This window comes from Streptomyces sp. NBC_01537 (assembly GCF_045040445.1).
GTDB lineage: Bacteria > Actinomycetota > Actinomycetes > Streptomycetales > Streptomycetaceae > Actinacidiphila.
The window spans coordinates 3,932,423-3,949,597 of sequence record NZ_CP109392.1 but is presented as its reverse complement, the minus strand read 5'-3'; the positions used below and the strand labels follow the sequence as shown (position 1 = coordinate 3,949,597).

Sequence of the window (17,175 nt, the reverse complement as noted above, 5' to 3'; positions counted from 1 at the left end):
CCCGCCTGAACAGGGCTCGCCTGAGCAAGAGGGGAAGGCGGCGGGGAAAAGCCCGCCGCCTTCCCCCTTGACGACGCTTGTTATTGATTGATAACTTACAAGGCATGGCAGCAAGCAGCGGGATCCGGATGAGCGCCGACGAGCGCCGCGAGGCGGCGATCCGTGCGGCGGTGACCGAGTTCGGTGCGACCGGTTACGACGGCACCTCCACCGGCGTGATCGCCAAGCGCATGGGCGTCTCGCAGCCGTATCTCTTCCGGCTCTTCCCCAATAAGAAGGCCCTCTTCCTCGCCGCCGCCGAACGCTGCTTCCGGAGCATCCAGGAACACTTCGAGCGGGTGTCCGAGGGCCTGGAGGGTGCTGAGGCCTTCCGTTCGATGTGTCTGTCGTACGGGGAGCTGATCGCGGGGAACGACGTCCTGCGCATGCAGCTTCAGATGTACGTCGCTTCGGTCGACGACGAGGAGGTCCGCGAGTTCTGCCGGAAGGGCTGGATGGAACTGTGGTCTTACGTCGTCGCCCGTACGGGTGTCGAGGAAGGCCAGGCGGCCGAGTTCTTCGGCACCGGCATGCTCGTCAACGTCCTGGTCGCGCTCGGCGTCGGCGAGGGTGAACGCTGCTGGGCCGGCATCCAGGAGCAGTACGCGGACCGCTACCCCGCATAACCGTCCCACCCGCGCAAGCGGCGCTTTCGTACGCCCGCCAAAGTAATTGATCAATAACTAACTAGCAGGCCCATCATCTCGCAGCAGGGGGAATCATGAAGGAGCAAACAACCGCCCGGCGCGGCTCCGTCGTCTGGGCGCTGATCATCACCAGCGTCGCAGGCTTCATGGCCGCACTCGACAATCTCGTCGTCACCACCGCCCTTCCCTCCATTCGCAAGGACCTCGGCGGCGGCCTCGCCGACCTCGAATGGACCGTGAGCGCCTACACCCTCACCTTCGCCGTGCTCCTGATGTTCGGCGCAGCCCTGGGCGACCGCTTCGGCCGCCGCCGGCTCTTCGTCACCGGAATCGGCATCTTCACCGCCGCCTCCGCCGCGGCCGCCCTCGCACCCGGCATGAACGAACTCATCGCCGCCCGCGCCGTCCAGGGCGTCGGCGCCGCGATCCTCATGCCGCTCACCCTCACCCTCCTCTCGGCCGCCGTCCCCGCCGAGCGCCGTGGCATGGCCTTCGGGATCTGGGGCGCCGCCAACGGACTCGCCGTCGCCACCGGTCCGCTCATCGGCGGCGCGCTCACCGAGCACGTCTCCTGGCACTGGATCTTCTGGCTCAACGTCCCGCTCGGCCTCCTCCTCATCCCCCTCGCCCGCCTGCGCCTCGACGAGAGCCGCGGCGCCAACCCCCGCCTGGACATCCCCGGCACCCTCCTCGCCAGCGGCGGCCTCTTCGGCATCGTCTACGCCCTCATCCGCGGCAACGCCGACGGCTGGACCAGCGGGCTCGTCCTCACCGGCCTCATCGCCGGCCCTCTGCTCCTCGCCGCCTTCGTCCGGCACGGCATGCGCAGCGCGAACCCCATGCTCCCCATGCGGCTCTTCCGCAGCCGCGCCTTCACCGCCATCAACACCGCCAGCCTGCTGATGTTCCTCGGCATGTTCGGCTCGATCTTCCTGCTCAGTCAGTTCATGCAGGGCGTCGGCGGCTACTCCCCGATGCAGGCCGGCGTGCGCATGCTGCCCTGGACCGGCATGCCCATGCTCCTCGCCCCCGTCGCCGGAGCGCTCTCCGACCGCATCGGCGGCCGCCGCATCGTCGCCGCAGGCCTCGCCCTTCAGGCCATCGGTCTCGCCCTCTTCGCCCTGGTCCTCAGCCCCGACGTCTCCTACGCCGCCCAGATCCCCGCCCTCGTCATCAGCGGCATCGGAATGTCCCTCTACTTCGCCCCCAGCGCCAACCTCGTCATGTCCAGCGTCCGCCCCGAGGAGCAGGGCATCGCCTCCGGCGCGAACAACGCGCTGCGTGAGGTCGGCGGCGCCCTCGGCATCGCCATCCTCGCCTCCGTCTTCTCCGCCCAGGGCGGCTACGAGACCGCTGCCCGGTTCGCCGACGGCATCACTCCCGCCCTGTGGGTCGGGGCAGGGGCGGTCGCGCTCGGCGCGGTGGCCGCCCTGACGGCGCCCCGGGGACGGCGCACGGCGCAGGCGGACGTGGTCCCGGCCGACGACAAGGAACTGGTCGCGGCGCACTAGCCCGGCGTACGTGTCGGTGTCGGGAACGGTCCAGGGCCTCCGGAGACGGAGGTCCTGGACCGTTCCGTTCCACGTCGCTTCGGCCGGATCATGGACGCATGACCGAGTACCGGGCGTCTTTCGACGCGGACGTGAGCTTCCTCAACGGCGGTGGGTTGCAGACCCAGGGGTTCAGGCTGGACCTGCCGGGTCCGTCCCTGCCCGAAGAGGAGTTGGCGCGGCTGTTCGTCGCCCATCTGGGGCTGCTGATGGTGGACCGGGTGCGGCTTTCGAACGTCGAGGTCTTCGCGGAGGCGCACAAGGGATCCCGCAGCGGGCCGGCCGAGGCCGACGCCGCCACCGGGGAGGGCCGTCGGCTGATCGACCTCAGCCATGCGATCGAGGCCGGGATGGTGACATATCCCGGGCTCCCCGGCCCGGAGGTCACCCCGCACCTGACGTACGCGGATTCGCGGAACCTGTACGCCGAGGGCACCGAGTTCACGATCGGCCGCATCACGATGGTGAGCAACACCGGCACCTATGTGGACAGCCCCTTCCACCGGTACGAGGGCGGCGTGGATCTGGCCGGCCTGCCGCTGGAGTCGGTCGCCGACCTGCCCGTCGTGGTGGTCCGCCTGACGGGCGCGAGCGAGCGCGGCGTCGGCGCACAGACCCTGGCGCCCTACGACGTGGCCGGCAAGGCCGTCCTGCTGCACACCGGCTGGGACCGGCACTGGCGCACCGAGGCCTACGGCGTCGCGGCCCCGTACCTGGCCGAGGACGGGGCGAAGTACCTGGCCGACGCGGGCGCGCGGCTGGTCGGCATCGACAGCGTCAACATCGACTCGACGGACGGCGGGCAGCGGCCGGCGCACTCGATCCTGCTCGGGGCGGGCATCCCGGTGCTGGAGCACCTGACCAACCTCGGCGAGCTGCCGGTACACGGCGCCCGGCTGCACGCCGCACCGGCCCCGGTGCGCGACTTCGGCACCTTCCCGGTGCGCGCGTACGCGCTGGTGCCACGGTGAACCGGCCCGGAGGCCCCGGACCGGCCTGCGTAAGCTGAACCGCGTGACCGTTACGTACGACGCCCTGCTGGCCCCCCTGACCACGTTCCGCCTGGGCGGACCCGCCGCGCGCCTGATCACGGCGGCCACGGACGCCGAGGTGATCGACGCGGTCCGCGAGGCCGACGCCACGGGCACCCCACTGCTGGTGATCGGCGGCGGGAGCAACCTCCTCATCGGGGACGACGGCTTCGACGGCACCGCGATCCGGATCGCGACCAAGGGCTTCGACCTGGACGGCACGCGCCTGGAACTGGCGGCCGGCGAGGTCTGGACGGACGCCGTCGCCCGGACCGTCGAGGCCGGCCTCGCCGGCGTCGAGTGCCTCGCGGGGATCCCCGGCTCGGCGGGGGCGACGCCGATCCAGAACGTGGGGGCGTACGGCCAGGAGGTGTCGGCGACGATCGCCGAGGTGGTCGCCTACGACCGCCAGGAGCGCGAAACGGTCACCATCCCCGGAGCGGAATGCGGGTTCGCGTACCGGCACAGCCGGTTCAAGGCGGATCCGGCGCGCTATGTCGTCCTGCGCGTCCGCTTCGGGCTCGAAGACGCGGACGGGCTGTCGGCGCCCGTCACGTACGCGGAGGTCGCCCGGACGCTCGGCGTGGAGCAGGGCGGGCGGGTCCCGCTGACGCTGGCCCGCGAGACCGTGCTGAGGCTGCGCGCGGGGAAGGGCATGGTGCTGGACCCGGAGGATCACGACACCTGGTCGGCGGGGTCCTTCTTCACCAATCCGGTGCTCACGGCCGCCGCGCACGCGGAGTTCCTGGCGCGGGTCCATGACCGCCTGGGCCCGCAGGCGGAGCCGCCGGGCTGGCCGATGCCCGACGGGCAGGTGAAGACCTCCGCGGCGTGGCTGATCGACAGGGCGGGCTTCACGAAGGGCTACGGGACCGGCCCCGCCCGGATCTCCACCAAGCACACCCTCGCGCTGACCAACCGCGGCGGCGCGAAGACGGAGGACCTGCTGGCCCTGGCCCGCGAGGTCCGGGACGGCGTGCACGCCGCTTTCGGGGTGACGCTGGTCAACGAGCCCGTGACGGTCGGCGTCAGCCTTTAGCTACCCCCACCCCCACCAGCTGCTTCACGGTCGCCGCGTCACCGACGCAGTCGAGCATCGCCGCGGCCAGGTCGGCCCGCCCCAGGGTGCCGGCGCGCGGCACGTTGGCTCCGATCGCCTTGCGGTAGCGCCCTGTGAAGGGCCGGTTGGCGAGGTTGCCGGGGCGGAGGGCGGTCCAGTCGAGGGCGCTGCGCCGCAGCTCGTCCTCGGAGCGGGCCAGGTCCGCGTAGACCTCCTTGAGGATGGCCCGGATCAGGGGGAAGAGGACCCGGCGGCCGACGAGGGACTCGCCTTCGGGCACCGGGCCCACCGGGGCGGCGCTGATTGTGATGAGGCGTCGCGTGCCGTCGGTGGCCTCCATCGCCCGCACGATGGCCCGGACGCTGCCCTCGGCGATGCCGCCCGGGTGGCGGCCGGTCGCTCCGAGGCCGGACAGGACGGCGTCGCGTCCCTCGACGTACGGCCGCAGCGCCTCCGCGTCCGTGACGTCGGAGACCGTGACGACATCGAGCCGGTCACCGTGCACCGGCAACCGGGCCGGGTCGCGTACGACGGCCGTCACCTCGTGCCCGGCGCCGAGCGCCTGGCGGACGACTTCCATGCCGGTGCGTCCGGTCGCACCGAAGACGGTGAGCTTCATGAGGTGCCACTCCCTGGAGGTAGGAGGGTGAGTGAGTATTCACCCACCTGTAGGGTGAGTGAATGCTCACCCCCACGTCAAGGCCCACACGCCAGCGGCTCGTGGACGCGGCCGAGAAGCTGATGCGCACCACCGGCCTGGCCAGCGCCACCACCAAGGCGATCGCGCGTGAGGCGGGCTGCTCGGAGGCGGCGCTGTACAAGCACTTCACGAGCAAGGAGGAGCTCTTCGTACGCGTCATCCACGAGCGGCTGCCGAACATCGGCCCGCTCATCGGTGAGCTGATCGCCGACCCCGGCGAGCGGGCCGTCGAGGAGTGCCTCGCGGTGCTGGTCCGGCAGGCGGCGCGGTTCTACGAGGAGGCGTTCCCGATGTTCGGCACGCTGCTCGCCGAGCCCGCGCTGCGCGCGCAGTACCGGGACGGCCTGCGCAAGATCGACGCGGGCCCGCACCTGGCGGTCGAGGGCGTCGCCCGCTATCTGGAGCGTGAGCGCGACCGCGGCCGGGTCCGCGCGGAGGCGGATCTGTACGCCGCTGCCGCGCTGCTGATGGGCGCGTGCTTCCAGCGGGCGTTCTTCATCCAGGTCTCGGGCGCGGACCGGGTGCCGCCGGCCGAGGAGTTCGCCGCGGCGGTGGCCCGTACGGCCTGGGCGGCGGTCAGGCCATAGCGGGAACCGGGGCCGCCAGCCAGTCGCCGACGCCGGCCAGCAGCCGCTCCTTGACGGCCGCCGGAGCCGCCGAACCGCGCACCGACTGCCGGGCCAGCTCCGCGAGTTCCTCGTCCGTGAACGCATGCGCATCGCGCGCGAGCTCGTACTGCGCAGCGAGCCTCGAGCCGAACAGCAGCGGGTCGTCCGCGCCCAGCGCCATCGGCACGCCCGCGTCGAACAGCGTGCGCAGGGGGACGTCCTCCGGCTTCTCGTACACGCCGAGCGCCACATTCGACGCGGGGCACACCTCGCACGTCACCTGCTTCTCGGCGAGCTTCGCCATCAGCCGCGGATCCTCCGCCGCGCGCACGCCGTGCCCGACCCGGCCCGCGTGCAGGTCGTCCAGGCAGGCCCGGACGCTGCTCGGCCCCGCCAGCTCCCCGCCGTGCGGGGCGGCCAGCAGCCCGCCCTCGCGCGCGATCGCGAACGCCCGGTCGAAGTCACGGGCCAGTCCCCGCCGCTCGTCGTTGGAGAGCCCGAACCCGACCACGCCCCGGTCGGCGTAGCGCACAGCCAGCCGCGCCAGCGTCCGGGCGTCCAGCGGGTGCTTCATACGGTTGGCGGCGACCAGGACGGCCATCCCGACACCCGTCTCCCGCGACGCGGTCTCCACGGCGTCCAGGATGATCTCCATCGCCGGGATCAGCCCGCCCAGGCGCGGCGCGTACGAGGTCGGGTCGACCTGTATCTCCAGCCAGCCCGAGCCGTCGCGCGCGTCCTCCTCGGCGGCCTCGCGCACCAGGCGCTGGATGTCCTCGGGCTCGCGCAGCACGGCCCGCGCACTGTCGTAGAGCCGCTGGAAGCGGAACCATCCGCGCTCGTCGGTCGCGCGCAGCTTGGGCGGCTCGCCGGAGGTCAGTGCCTCGGGGAGGTGCACCCCGTACTTGTCGGCGAGCTCCAGCAGCGTGCTGGGGCGCATGGAGCCGGTGAAGTGCAGGTGCAGGTGTGCCTTGGGGAGGGTTCGTACGTCACGTGCCATTTTCAGATCTTGCCGTATGCGCGCGGCGCCCGGGTACCGCTTTCCCCGAATGAGGGCTTGCCCGCACGTCAGTGCCGTCGCAAGCCCCCACAACCCGGCGGCGAACCTCAGTCCCGGGCCTCGCCCAGGAGCTTCTGGATGCGGGACACGCCCTCGACGAGGTCCTCGTCGCCGAGCGCGTACGAAAGGCGCAGGTAGCCCGGGGTGCCGAAGGCCTCGCCGGGGACGACGGCGACCTCGGCCTCGTCCAGGATCAGCGCGGCGAGCTCGGCCGAGTCGGCGGGGCGCTTGCCGCGGATCTCCTTACCGAGGAGGCCCTTGACCGAGGGGTAGGCGTAGAAGGCGCCCTCGGGCTCGGGGCAGAAGAGGCCGGGGATCTCGTTGAGCATCCGCACCATCGTCTGGCGGCGGCGGTCGAAGGCGACGCGCATCTCGGCGACGGCGGTGAGATCACCGGACACCGCGGCGAGGGCCGCGACCTGGGCGACGTTGGAGACGTTGGACGTGGCGTGCGACTGGAGGTTGGTCGCGGCCTTGACGACGTCCTTGGGGCCGATGACCCATCCGACCCGCCAGCCGGTCATGGCGTAGGTCTTGGCGACGCCGTTGACGACGATGCACTTGTCGGCGAGCTCGGGGACGACGACCGGGAGGGAGGAGAACTCGGCGTCGCCGTAGACGAGGTGCTCGTAGATCTCGTCCGTCAGGACCCACAGGCCGTTGTCCGCCGCCCAGCGGCCGATCGCCTCGACCTGCTCGCGCGGGTACACGGAGCCCGTGGGGTTGGAGGGGGAGACGAAGAGCAGCACCTTGGTGTTCTCGGTGCGCGCGGCCTCCAGCTGCTCCACCGACACGCGGTAGCCGGTGGTCTCGTCGGCCACGACCTCGACCGGGACTCCGCCGGCGAGGCGGATCGACTCGGGGTAGGTGGTCCAGTACGGGGCCGGGACGATGACCTCGTCCCCCGGGTCGAGGATCGCGGCGAAGGCCTCGTAGATGGCCTGCTTGCCGCCGTTGGTGACCAGGACCTGGGACGGGTCGACCTCGTAGCCGGAGTCGCGGAGCGTCTTCGCGGCGATGGCGGCCTTCAGCTCGGGCAGGCCGCCGGCCGGGGTGTAGCGGTGGTACTTGGGGTTGCGGCAGGCCTCCACCGCGGCCTCGACGATGTAGCCGGGGGTCGGGAAGTCCGGCTCGCCCGCGCCGAAGCCGATGACGGGACGCCCGGCGGCCTTGAGGGCCTTGGCCTTGGCGTCCACGGCGAGGGTCGCGGACTCGGAGATCGACCCGATGCGGGCCGACACGCGTCGTTCGGTAGGGGACTGTGCGGGAGGGGTTGCTGCGGTCATGCCTGCATCGTCGCAGACGTGCACGGGCCCGGGCATACGAGTTCCACGGGCTGGTCGGACCCGACCCATTCGACGCGGGGTCCGTGAACACGTACACTCATCCGTCGATGGCCCCCACGAGCCGATCTTGCCTGCGCACAACGTGCAGTCGGTCGGATGCGGTAGGTTGGGGGAGCTTCAAAGGGTCGTAGCTCAATTGGTAGAGCACTGGTCTCCAAAACCAGCGGTTGGGGGTTCGAGTCCCTCCGGCCCTGCTACACGCACCTTCACCAAGGTCGCGTGCTGCGTAGGTAACGAAATGCACCGTCGTGCGGCTCAACCGGGCGCGGCACGGCCACGACCCGGATTCAGGTGAGGACGTAGTGACGGAAGCCCTGGGCTCCACCGCAACGCCTGAGAGTGGTCGCCCCGAAGACACTGAGTCCGCGGAGACCACCAGCAGCAAGAAGGCCCGCAAGGGCGGCAAGCGCGGCAAGAAGGGCCCCTTCGCCCGGCTCGCGCTCTTCTACCGCCAGATCATCGCGGAACTCCGCAAGGTCGTCTGGCCGACCCGCAACGACCTGATGACCTACACCACCGTGGTGATTGTCTTCGTTGTGGTCATCATCGCGCTCGTGACCGTGATTGACTGGGGTTTCAACAAGGGCGTCTCGTACGTCTTCGGGTGATTCCCCCGCGGAAGGTGCCCAAGGCGCCCGAACCGCCAGTTCCACCCCTTGAAGTCAGGAAGAAGCAGCCACCGTGTCTGACCCGAATCTGAACGACGCCGTCGATTCCGTCGAGGCGGCTGAGGCCGTCGAGGGCGACGACACCGAGCTGGAGATCGTCGAGGCTGCCGACGCCAGCGACATCGAGGACGCCGAAGCCGGAGCCGACGCCGAAGAGGCTGACGAAGCCGCGGCTGAGGACGAGGTCGCCGAGGACGCGGACGCGGTCAGCGACGAGGACGCCGAGGACGAGGCCGAGGAGCCCGTCGAGGCCGAGCCCGTCGACCCGGTCGTGGCCTTCCGCGAGGAGCTGCGCACGCTGCCCGGCGAGTGGTACGTCATCCACACCTACGCCGGGTACGAGAACCGCGTGAAGTCCAACCTGGAGCAGCGCGCCGTCTCGCTCAACGTCGAGGACTACATCTACCAGGCCGAAGTGCCCCAGGAAGAAGTCGTCCAGATCAAGAACGGCGACCGCCGCACCGTCCGTCAGAACAAGCTGCCCGGCTACGTGCTGGTGCGCATGGACCTGACGAACGAGTCCTGGGGCGTCGTCCGCAACACCCCCGGCGTCACCGGCTTCGTCGGCAACGCGTACGACCCGTACCCGCTGACCCTGGACGAGATCGTCAAGATGCTCGCCCCGGAGGTCGAGGAGGCGGCGGCCGCCGCTGCCGAGGCAGAGGGCGGCGCACCGGCGCGGCGCAAGGTCGAGGTCCAGGTGCTGGACTTCGAGGTCGGCGACTCGGTCACCGTCACGGACGGCCCCTTCGCGACGCTGCAGGCGACGATCAACGAGATCAACGCCGACTCGAAGAAGGTCAAGGGCCTCGTCGAGATCTTCGGCCGCGAGACCCCGGTCGAGCTGAGCTTCGACCAGATCCAGAAGAACTAGCTCGCGACACGGATTTCCGTCCAGGTCAGGTCGGCTCTCGTAGCCTTCCTGACCTGCTCGGTTTCAGGCCGCGCCACAGTACCCGCTATCGTGGTGCGGTATGCCTGCTCGCAGGCAGAGAACACTCTCACTAGGACCCGGAGAGAGCAATGCCTCCCAAGAAGAAGAAGATCACGGGGCTCATCAAGCTCCAGATCAACGCCGGCGCGGCCAACCCGGCGCCGCCGGTCGGCCCCGCGCTGGGCCAGCACGGCGTGAACATCATGGAGTTCTGCAAGGCCTACAACGCGGCGACCGAGTCGCAGCGCGGCATGGTCGTGCCGGTGGAGATCACGGTCTACGAGGACCGTTCCTTCACCTTCATCACCAAGACCCCGCCGGCCGCCAAGCTGATCCTCAAGGCCGCGGGCGTGGACAAGGGCTCCGGCGAGCCGCACGTCAAGAAGGTCGCCAAGATCACGACCGCCCAGGTGCGCGAGATCGCCACGACCAAGCTCCCGGACCTGAACGCCAACGACCTGGACGCCGCCGAGAAGATCATCGCCGGCACCGCCCGTTCCATGGGCATCACGGTCGAGGGCTGACAGCCTCCGTCCCCCCGTAACACCAGAAGTTCTGTGGCAGGGCCTGCTCGGCCCACACCACGACTCCACGATTCCAGGAGCAGCAATGAGCAAGCGCAGCAAGTCTCTCCGCGCTGCGGACGCCAAGGTCGACCGGGAGCGTCAGTACGCCCCGCTCGAGGCCGTCCGTCTCGCGAAGGACACCTCCACCACGAAGTTCGACTCGACCGTCGAGGTCGCCTTCCGCCTGGGTGTCGACCCGCGCAAGGCCGACCAGATGGTCCGTGGCACCGTGAACCTTCCGCACGGCACCGGTAAGACCGCCCGGGTCCTGGTCTTCGCGACCGGTGACCGTGCCGAGGCAGCGCGCGCCGCGGGCGCCGACATCGTCGGCTCCGACGAACTGATCGACGAGGTCGCGAAGGGCCGTCTGGACTTCGACGCCGTCGTCGCCACCCCGGACCTCATGGGCAAGGTCGGCCGCCTGGGCCGCGTGCTCGGTCCCCGTGGCCTGATGCCGAACCCGAAGACCGGCACCGTGACCCCGGACACCGCCAAGGCGGTCACCGAGATCAAGGGCGGCAAGATCGAGTTCCGCGTCGACAAGCACTCGAACCTGCACTTCATCATCGGCAAGACGTCCTTCGGTGAGCAGCAGCTGGTCGAGAACTACGGCGCCGCGCTGGACGAGATCCTTCGTCTCAAGCCGTCCGCCGCCAAGGGCCGCTACATCAGGAAGGCCGCCATCAGCACCACGATGGGCCCCGGCATCCTGGTCGACCCCAACCGCACCCGCAACCTCCTCGTCGAGGAGGACGCGACCGTCTGACGGTCACGCGTCCACCGCGTCTGCACCGGGCCGGGCCCGCTCCCTCGTGGAGCGGGCCCGGCCTGTTAGTTTCTGAGTTCATGAACACGAAGTGTTGTGTGGTCGTCGCGCTGAGCGTGTCCGTCCTGGCGGGCTGCAGCAGCGGCGGCGGTACGGGCGCCTCACCCGCTGCCGGCTCCTCCAGCGACACGCAGGCGCTCAGCGCCCTGCGCAAGGCGGTCAAGGCCACCGAGAAGGCCGGCTCCGCCCGTCTCGAGGGCACCGCCACAACCGGTACGACAACCAGCACGGGCAAGGGCGCCCTCGACTGGTCCCAGGACGCCGTCACCGGCACCCTCGTCGTCTCCGGTTCCGGCGCAGCCCAGACACGCTGCCTGCGCACGGCGGTCTACCTGCGCGTGAACGACGCCGTCGCCGCCTCCCTGGGCGGCAAGCACTGGCTCAAGTACGACCGCTCCGCGCTGGCCTCCGCCATACAGCAGCTCACCGCCAACGAACCGGCCAAGCCGCTGCGCGAGCTGGTCGCCTCGGGCGACGTGCGCGAGGTGGGCCCCCAGACCGTGCACGGCGTGCGCACGACGCATTACCTCGGCACCACCGACACCGAGCGCATCGAGCTGTGGATCGACAAGGACGGCCTCGTCATCAAGGCGGTCCGCCAGGACGACGGCTCGGCGGGTACGACGACCACGACGTGGTACTACACGGGCTACGGTGCGAAGGTCGCCGTGAAGGCCCCGCCGTCCGCCGACACGGTCGACTACACGGCGCTGCTCAACCGGCAGAGCGTGAGTCCGTCCGGGACGCCGTAGGCGATTTGGTCCCGGGTGAGGCCGTAACGTACTCTTCTAACGAAGCCAAAGACCGCTGGTTGTCGCTGTGCCCGATTCCGGGGCATGGCGGCCGAAGGATCCGCTCACTGCGGACGGCCCGCGCAGGTGTTCGTGGAAGGACTCCCGGGTGCGAATCCGGTCGAGTCGAGCCCCGTGCGCCTGCGCCGGGGCGTTTGCTTTGTTCAGCCCCTTCCGTGCGGTCCGCAATCACCCGGAAGGAGGCCGAGACTCATGGCGAGGCCCGACAAGGCTGCCTCGGTTGCCGAGCTCGCGGATCAGTTCCGCAGCTCGAACGCCGCAGTGCTGACCGAGTACCGCGGTCTCACCGTGGCGCAGCTCAAGACGCTGCGCCGTTCGCTCGGTGAGAACGCCACGTACGCCGTGGTGAAGAACACGCTGACCAAGATCGCGGCCAACGAGGCCGGGATCAGCACGCTGGACGACCAGTTCACTGGTCCGACGGCGGTCGCCTTCGTCACCGGTGACCCGGTGGAGTCGGCGAAGAGTCTGCGTGACTTCGCCAAGGACAACCCGAACCTCATCATCAAGGGCGGTGTCCTTGACGGTAAGGCGCTGTCCGCCGATGAGATCAAGAAGCTCGCGGACCTCGAGTCCCGCGAGGTGCTGCTCGCCAAGCTGGCGGGTGCCTTCAAGGCGAAGCAGTCTCAGGCTGCCGCGCTCTTCCAGGCTCCGCTGTCGAAGTTCGTCCGGACCGCGGAGGCTCTCCGCGCCAAGGTCGAAGAGCAGGGCGGTGCCGGTACGCCGGCTCCCGCCGAGGCTGCCGAGTAATCACTCAGCAGTCCAGCGGGCTCCGAGTACGCCCGCCGATATGTACGCATCCGGCACCTGCCGAAATTAGTGGAAGGACGCCAATCATGGCGAAGCTGTCCCAGGACGAGCTGCTCGAGCAGTTCGCGGAGCTCACCCTCATCGAGCTGGCCGAGTTCGTCAAGGCCTTCGAGGACAAGTTCGACGTCACGGCCGCCGCCCCGGTCGCCGTCGCCGCCGGTGGTGGCGCTGCCGCCGCCGTCGAGGCCGTCGAGGAGCAGGACGAGTTCGACGTCATCCTCGAGGGTGCCGGCGAGAAGAAGATCCAGGTCATCAAGGTCGTGCGTGAGCTGACCTCCCTGGGCCTCAAGGAGGCCAAGGACCTCGTGGACGGCGCCCCGAAGCCCGTTCTCGAGAAGGTCGCCAAGGAGGCCGCTGAGAAGGCCGCCGAGTCCCTCAAGGCTGCCGGCGCGTCCGTCACCGTCAAGTGACTCAAGCGATCCTTTGATCGTGTGCCCCCTTCAGGGGGCTGATCAGCCGCAGGGCGGCCACCCGTACGGGTGGCCGCCCTCGGTCGTTCGAGTGGCACGGGAACAAGGCTGTCGGCGGGCCCCGGTAGGGTGATCATCGCTGGTCGGCAAGGTGCGCTGTGACGATCTCCGCGGGGCTGAGGCCTTGACGAACCGCACGCGGCGCGCAATTCTCAGGACGCGTCGCCATCTCGAACCGGCACCGAGGCATGGATCGTCGGCGATGCGGGAATGCTGGGTACGCCTGGCCTCTCAGGGCAGGCAGCGGTACAGCACGGCAAGCGCGAGGAACACAACGAGGGGCACGCCCCTCTCGGAGGGAGAGATTGGCTCTGCCGGTCTCCAGAACTCTGCACTGGACATCAGTGTGCCAAGTGGCTACACTGACCCTTTGCGCTGCCTGTTAGCTGCCGCCTGGCCCGTCACCAGGGGCAAGCCCAAGCCCGAGCACACCTGAGGAGCCGTCCTGACCAGGACATTTCTCCTGTGGGCGTTCGGGGGCGGAAGCCGGTACGCGCGTAGTGAGTCCGAGCCCTCGGAAGGACCCCCTCTTGGCCGCCTCGCGCAACGCCTCGACTGCCAATTCGAACAACGGCGCAAGCACCGCCCCGCTGCGCATTTCTTTTGCGAAGATCAAGGAGCCCCTTGAGGTTCCCGACCTCCTGGCGCTGCAGACCGAGAGCTTTCACTGGCTCCTCGGCAACGCAGCATGGAAGGCTCGGGTCGAGGCGGCTCTGGAGAGTGGTCAGGACGTCCCCAGGAAGTCCGGTCTGGAGGAGATCTTCGAGGAGATCTCCCCGATCGAGGACTTCTCCGGGTCGATGTCCCTGACCTTCCGGGACCACCGCTTCGAGCCTCCCAAGAACTCGGTCGACGAGTGCAAGGACCGCGACTTCACGTACGCGGCCCCGCTCTTCGTCACCGCCGAGTTCACCAACAACGAGACCGGCGAGATCAAGTCCCAGACGGTCTTCATGGGCGACTTCCCGCTCATGACCAACAAGGGCACCTTCTGCATCAACGGCACCGAGCGTGTTGTCGTGTCGCAGCTGGTCCGCTCGCCGGGTGTCTACTTCGACACCCAGATCGACAAGACGTCCGACAAGGACATCTTCTCCGCCAAGGTCATCCCCTCCCGGGGCGCCTGGCTGGAGTTCGAGATCGACAAGCGTGACATGGTCGGTGTCCGCATCGACCGCAAGCGCAAGCAGTCCGTCACCGTCCTCCTGAAGGCTCTGGGCTGGACCACAGAGCAGATCCTTGAGGAGTTCGGCGAGTACGAGTCCATGCGCGCCACCCTGGAGAAGGACCACACCCAGGGCCAGGACGACGCGCTGCTCGACATCTACCGCAAGCTGCGTCCGGGCGAGCCCCCGACCCGTGAGGCCGCGCAGACGCTTCTTGAGAACCTCTACTTCAACCCCAAGCGCTACGACCTCGCGCAGGTCGGCCGCTACAAGGTGAACAAGAAGCTCGGCGGCACGCAGCCGCTGGACTCCGGTGTGCTGACCGTCGAGGACATCATCCCGACGATCAAGTACCTGGTGAAGCTGCACGCCGGTGAGACCGAGACGGTCGGCGAGAGCGGCCAGACCCTCGTGGTCGAGCCGGACGACATCGACCACTTCGGCAACCGCCGCCTGCGCAATGTCGGTGAGCTCATCCAGAACCAGGTCCGTACCGGCCTGGCCCGTATGGAGCGCGTGGTCCGCGAGCGGATGACGACTCAGGACGTCGAGGCGATCACGCCGCAGACCCTGATCAACATCCGGCCGGTCGTCGCCTCCATCAAGGAGTTCTTCGGCACCAGCCAGCTGTCCCAGTTCATGGACCAGACGAACCCGCTGTCGGGCCTGACCCACAAGCGTCGTCTGTCGGCGCTGGGCCCCGGTGGTCTGTCCCGTGAGCGGGCCGGTCTGGACGTCCGTGACGTGCACCCCTCGCACTACGGCCGCATGTGCCCGATCGAGACCCCTGAAGGCCCGAACATCGGTCTGATCGGCTCGCTCGCCTCGTACGGCCGGGTGAACGCCTTCGGCTTCATCGAGACCCCGTACCGCAAGGTCGTCGACAACCAGGTGACCGAAGAGGTCCACTACCTGACCGCCGACGAGGAGGACCGCTACCTCATCGCCCAGGCCAACGCGCCGCTGAGCGACGACATGCGGTTCGTCGAGAACCGTGTGCTGGTCCGCCGTCGTGGTGGCGAGATCGACTACGTGCCCGGCGCCGAGATCGACTACATGGACGTCTCGCCGCGCCAGATGGTGTCGGCCGCGACCGCCATGATCCCCTTCCTGGAGCATGACGACGCCAACCGTGCGCTCATGGGGTCGAACATGATGCGCCAGGCGGTGCCGCTCATCAAGAGCCAGGCCCCGCTGGTCGGCACCGGCATGGAGTACCGCTGCGCGGTCGACGCCGGTGACGTCATCAAGGCCGACAACGACGGTGTGGTCCAGGAGGTCTCCGCGGACTACATCACCGTCGCCAACGACGACGGCACGTACAACACGTACCGCGTCGCCAAGTTCTCCCGCTCCAACCAGGGCACGGCCTTCAACCAGAAGGTCGTCGTCGACGAGGGCGCCCGCGTCGTCGCCGGCCAGGTGCTCGCCGACGGTCCGTCCACCGAGAACGGTGAGATGGCGCTCGGCAAGAACCTGCTCGTGGCGTTCATGCCGTGGGAGGGCCACAACTACGAGGACGCGATCATCCTCAGCCAGCGTCTGGTGCAGGACGACGTCCTCTCCTCGATCCACATCGAGGAGCACGAGGTCGACGCCCGTGACACCAAGCTCGGCCCCGAGGAGATCACCCGGGACATCCCGAACGTCTCCGAGGAGGTCCTGGCCGACCTCGACGAGCGCGGCATCATCCGCATCGGTGCCGAGGTCGTCGCGGGCGACATCCTGGTCGGCAAGGTCACACCCAAGGGCGAGACCGAGCTGACCCCGGAGGAGCGCCTGCTGCGCGCGATCTTCGGTGAGAAGGCCCGTGAGGTCCGTGACACCTCGCTCAAGGTGCCGCACGGCGAGATCGGCAAGGTCATCGGCGTACGCGTCTTCGACCGTGAGGAGGGCGACGAGCTTCCCCCCGGTGTGAACCAGCTGGTGCGCGTGTACGTGGCGCAGAAGCGCAAGATCACCGACGGTGACAAGCTCGCCGGCCGGCACGGCAACAAGGGCGTCATCTCCAAGATCCTGCCGATCGAGGACATGCCGTTCCTGGAGGACGGCACCCCGGTCGACATCGTGCTCAACCCGCTCGGTGTCCCGTCCCGGATGAACCCGGGACAGGTCCTGGAGATCCACCTCGGCTGGCTCGCCCAGCAGGGCTGGGACGTCTCCGGGCTCAGCGAGGAGTGGGCACAGCGCCTGCAGGCCATCGGCGCCGACCGCGTCGAGCCCGGCACCAACGTCGCCACTCCGGTGTTCGACGGCGCCCGCGAGGACGAGATCACCGGTCTCTTCGAGGCCACGATCCCCAACCGCGACGGCGACCGTATGGTCCTGCCCTCCGGCAAGGCCCGGATGTACGACGGCCGCTCCGGCGAGCCGTTCCCGGACCCGATCTCGGTCGGCTACATGTACATCCTCAAGCTGCACCACCTGGTGGACGACAAGCTGCACGCCCGTTCCACCGGTCCGTACTCCATGATCACCCAGCAGCCGCTGGGTGGTAAGGCCCAGTTCGGTGGTCAGCGCTTCGGTGAGATGGAGGTGTGGGCGCTTGAGGCTTATGGCGCCGCGTACGCGCTCCAGGAGCTCCTGACGATCAAGTCCGACGACGTGCTCGGCCGCGTGAAGGTCTACGAGGCCATCGTCAAGGGCGAGAACATCCCCGAGCCGGGCATTCCCGAGTCCTTCAAGGTGCTCATCAAGGAAATGCAGTCGCTCTGCCTCAACGTGGAGGTGCTGTCCTCGGACGGTATGTCCATCGAGATGCGCGACACCGACGAGGACGTCTTCCGCGCAGCGGAGGAGCTCGGTATCGACCTGTCCCGGCGTGAGCCGAGCAGCGTCGAAGAGGTCTGACGGGCCGGCCGGGGCTCTTGTCGAGGGCCCCG

The 17,175-nt window shown here is 69.1% G+C and carries 16 protein-coding genes and 1 tRNA gene; 14 read left to right on the top strand and 3 right to left on the bottom strand.

Annotation, left to right across the window (positions count from 1 at the left end; all coding sequences use genetic code 11):
• The first annotated feature begins 104 nt into the window (after positions 1 to 104).
• The 4 genes from OG607_RS18060 to OG607_RS18045 all read left to right on the top strand — a co-directional run bounded on the left by OG607_RS18060 (position 105) and on the right by OG607_RS18045 (position 4,306).
• Positions 105 to 665, top strand: coding sequence for a TetR/AcrR family transcriptional regulator (locus tag OG607_RS18060; protein ID WP_405724184.1), 561 nt, complete (start codon positions 105 to 107; stop codon positions 663 to 665).
• Positions 666 to 760: 95 nt separating this feature from the next.
• Positions 761 to 2,197 (top strand): DHA2 family efflux MFS transporter permease subunit, encoded by a 1,437-nt coding sequence (locus tag OG607_RS18055; protein WP_405724183.1) that lies wholly within the window; start codon positions 761 to 763, stop codon positions 2,195 to 2,197.
• A 98-nt stretch (positions 2,198 to 2,295) separates the two neighbouring features.
• Positions 2,296 to 3,207: a cyclase family protein gene (locus OG607_RS18050; RefSeq protein WP_405724182.1), complete on the top strand. Its 912-nt coding sequence runs from the start codon at positions 2,296 to 2,298 to the stop codon at positions 3,205 to 3,207.
• Positions 3,208 to 3,250: 43 nt separating this feature from the next.
• A complete protein-coding gene (locus OG607_RS18045) occupies positions 3,251 to 4,306 on the top strand; it encodes a UDP-N-acetylmuramate dehydrogenase (protein WP_405724181.1) in 1,056 nt (351 codons plus the stop codon).
• Here OG607_RS18045 and OG607_RS18040 read toward each other — a convergent pair.
• Positions 4,296 to 4,946: an NAD(P)-dependent oxidoreductase gene (locus OG607_RS18040; RefSeq protein WP_405724180.1), complete on the bottom strand. Its 651-nt coding sequence runs from the start codon at positions 4,944 to 4,946 to the stop codon at positions 4,296 to 4,298. The two genes, OG607_RS18045 and OG607_RS18040, sit on opposite strands and share 11 nt — an antisense overlap.
• Positions 4,947 to 5,008: 62 nt before the next feature.
• Here OG607_RS18040 and OG607_RS18035 point away from each other — a divergent pair, with 62 nt between their 5' ends.
• Positions 5,009 to 5,614, top strand: a complete 606-nt coding sequence (locus tag OG607_RS18035) for a TetR/AcrR family transcriptional regulator (RefSeq protein ID WP_405724179.1) — start codon at positions 5,009 to 5,011, stop codon at positions 5,612 to 5,614.
• Here OG607_RS18035 and OG607_RS18030 read toward each other — a convergent pair.
• Positions 5,604 to 6,635: an adenosine deaminase gene (locus OG607_RS18030; RefSeq protein ID WP_405724178.1), complete on the bottom strand. Its 1,032-nt coding sequence runs from the start codon at positions 6,633 to 6,635 to the stop codon at positions 5,604 to 5,606. The two genes, OG607_RS18035 and OG607_RS18030, sit on opposite strands and share 11 nt — an antisense overlap.
• Before the next feature lie 107 nt (positions 6,636 to 6,742).
• Complete coding sequence (locus tag OG607_RS18025; RefSeq protein ID WP_405724177.1) at positions 6,743 to 7,981, bottom strand: pyridoxal phosphate-dependent aminotransferase; 1,239 nt, start codon at positions 7,979 to 7,981, stop codon at positions 6,743 to 6,745.
• A gap of 181 nt (positions 7,982 to 8,162) precedes the next feature.
• Here OG607_RS18025 and OG607_RS18020 point away from each other — a divergent pair.
• The 9 genes from OG607_RS18020 to rpoB all read left to right on the top strand — a co-directional run bounded on the left by OG607_RS18020 (position 8,163) and on the right by rpoB (position 17,143).
• Positions 8,163 to 8,235, top strand: a tRNA-Trp gene (locus OG607_RS18020).
• 108 nt (positions 8,236 to 8,343) lie between these two features.
• Positions 8,344 to 8,649: a preprotein translocase subunit SecE gene (gene secE / locus OG607_RS18015; RefSeq protein ID WP_329313666.1), complete on the top strand. Its 306-nt coding sequence runs from the start codon at positions 8,344 to 8,346 to the stop codon at positions 8,647 to 8,649.
• 73 nt (positions 8,650 to 8,722) lie between these two features.
• Positions 8,723 to 9,583: a transcription termination/antitermination protein NusG gene (gene nusG, locus OG607_RS18010; protein ID WP_405724176.1), complete on the top strand. Its 861-nt coding sequence runs from the start codon at positions 8,723 to 8,725 to the stop codon at positions 9,581 to 9,583.
• Between the two features lie 149 nt (positions 9,584 to 9,732).
• Positions 9,733 to 10,167 (top strand): 50S ribosomal protein L11, encoded by a 435-nt coding sequence (gene rplK, locus OG607_RS18005; RefSeq protein ID WP_405724175.1) that lies wholly within the window; start codon positions 9,733 to 9,735, stop codon positions 10,165 to 10,167.
• Positions 10,168 to 10,252: 85 nt separating this feature from the next.
• Positions 10,253 to 10,975 carry a 50S ribosomal protein L1 gene (rplA, locus tag OG607_RS18000; protein ID WP_329313660.1) on the top strand — a complete coding sequence of 241 codons (723 nt, stop codon included), beginning with the start codon at positions 10,253 to 10,255 and terminating at the stop codon, positions 10,973 to 10,975.
• An 80-nt stretch (positions 10,976 to 11,055) separates the two neighbouring features.
• Positions 11,056 to 11,787 (top strand): hypothetical protein, encoded by a 732-nt coding sequence (locus OG607_RS17995; protein WP_405724174.1) that lies wholly within the window; start codon positions 11,056 to 11,058, stop codon positions 11,785 to 11,787.
• Positions 11,788 to 12,039: 252 nt separating this feature from the next.
• A complete protein-coding gene (rplJ, locus tag OG607_RS17990) occupies positions 12,040 to 12,597 on the top strand; it encodes a 50S ribosomal protein L10 (protein ID WP_405724173.1) in 558 nt (185 codons plus the stop codon).
• 86 nt (positions 12,598 to 12,683) lie between these two features.
• On the top strand, positions 12,684 to 13,067 hold the full coding sequence (rplL, locus tag OG607_RS17985) for a 50S ribosomal protein L7/L12 (RefSeq protein WP_329313654.1): 384 nt from the start codon (positions 12,684 to 12,686) through the stop codon (positions 13,065 to 13,067).
• A gap of 590 nt (positions 13,068 to 13,657) precedes the next feature.
• On the top strand, positions 13,658 to 17,143 hold the full coding sequence (gene rpoB, locus OG607_RS17980) for a DNA-directed RNA polymerase subunit beta (RefSeq protein ID WP_405724172.1): 3,486 nt from the start codon (positions 13,658 to 13,660) through the stop codon (positions 17,141 to 17,143).
• Positions 17,144 to 17,175 lie beyond the last annotated feature (32 nt).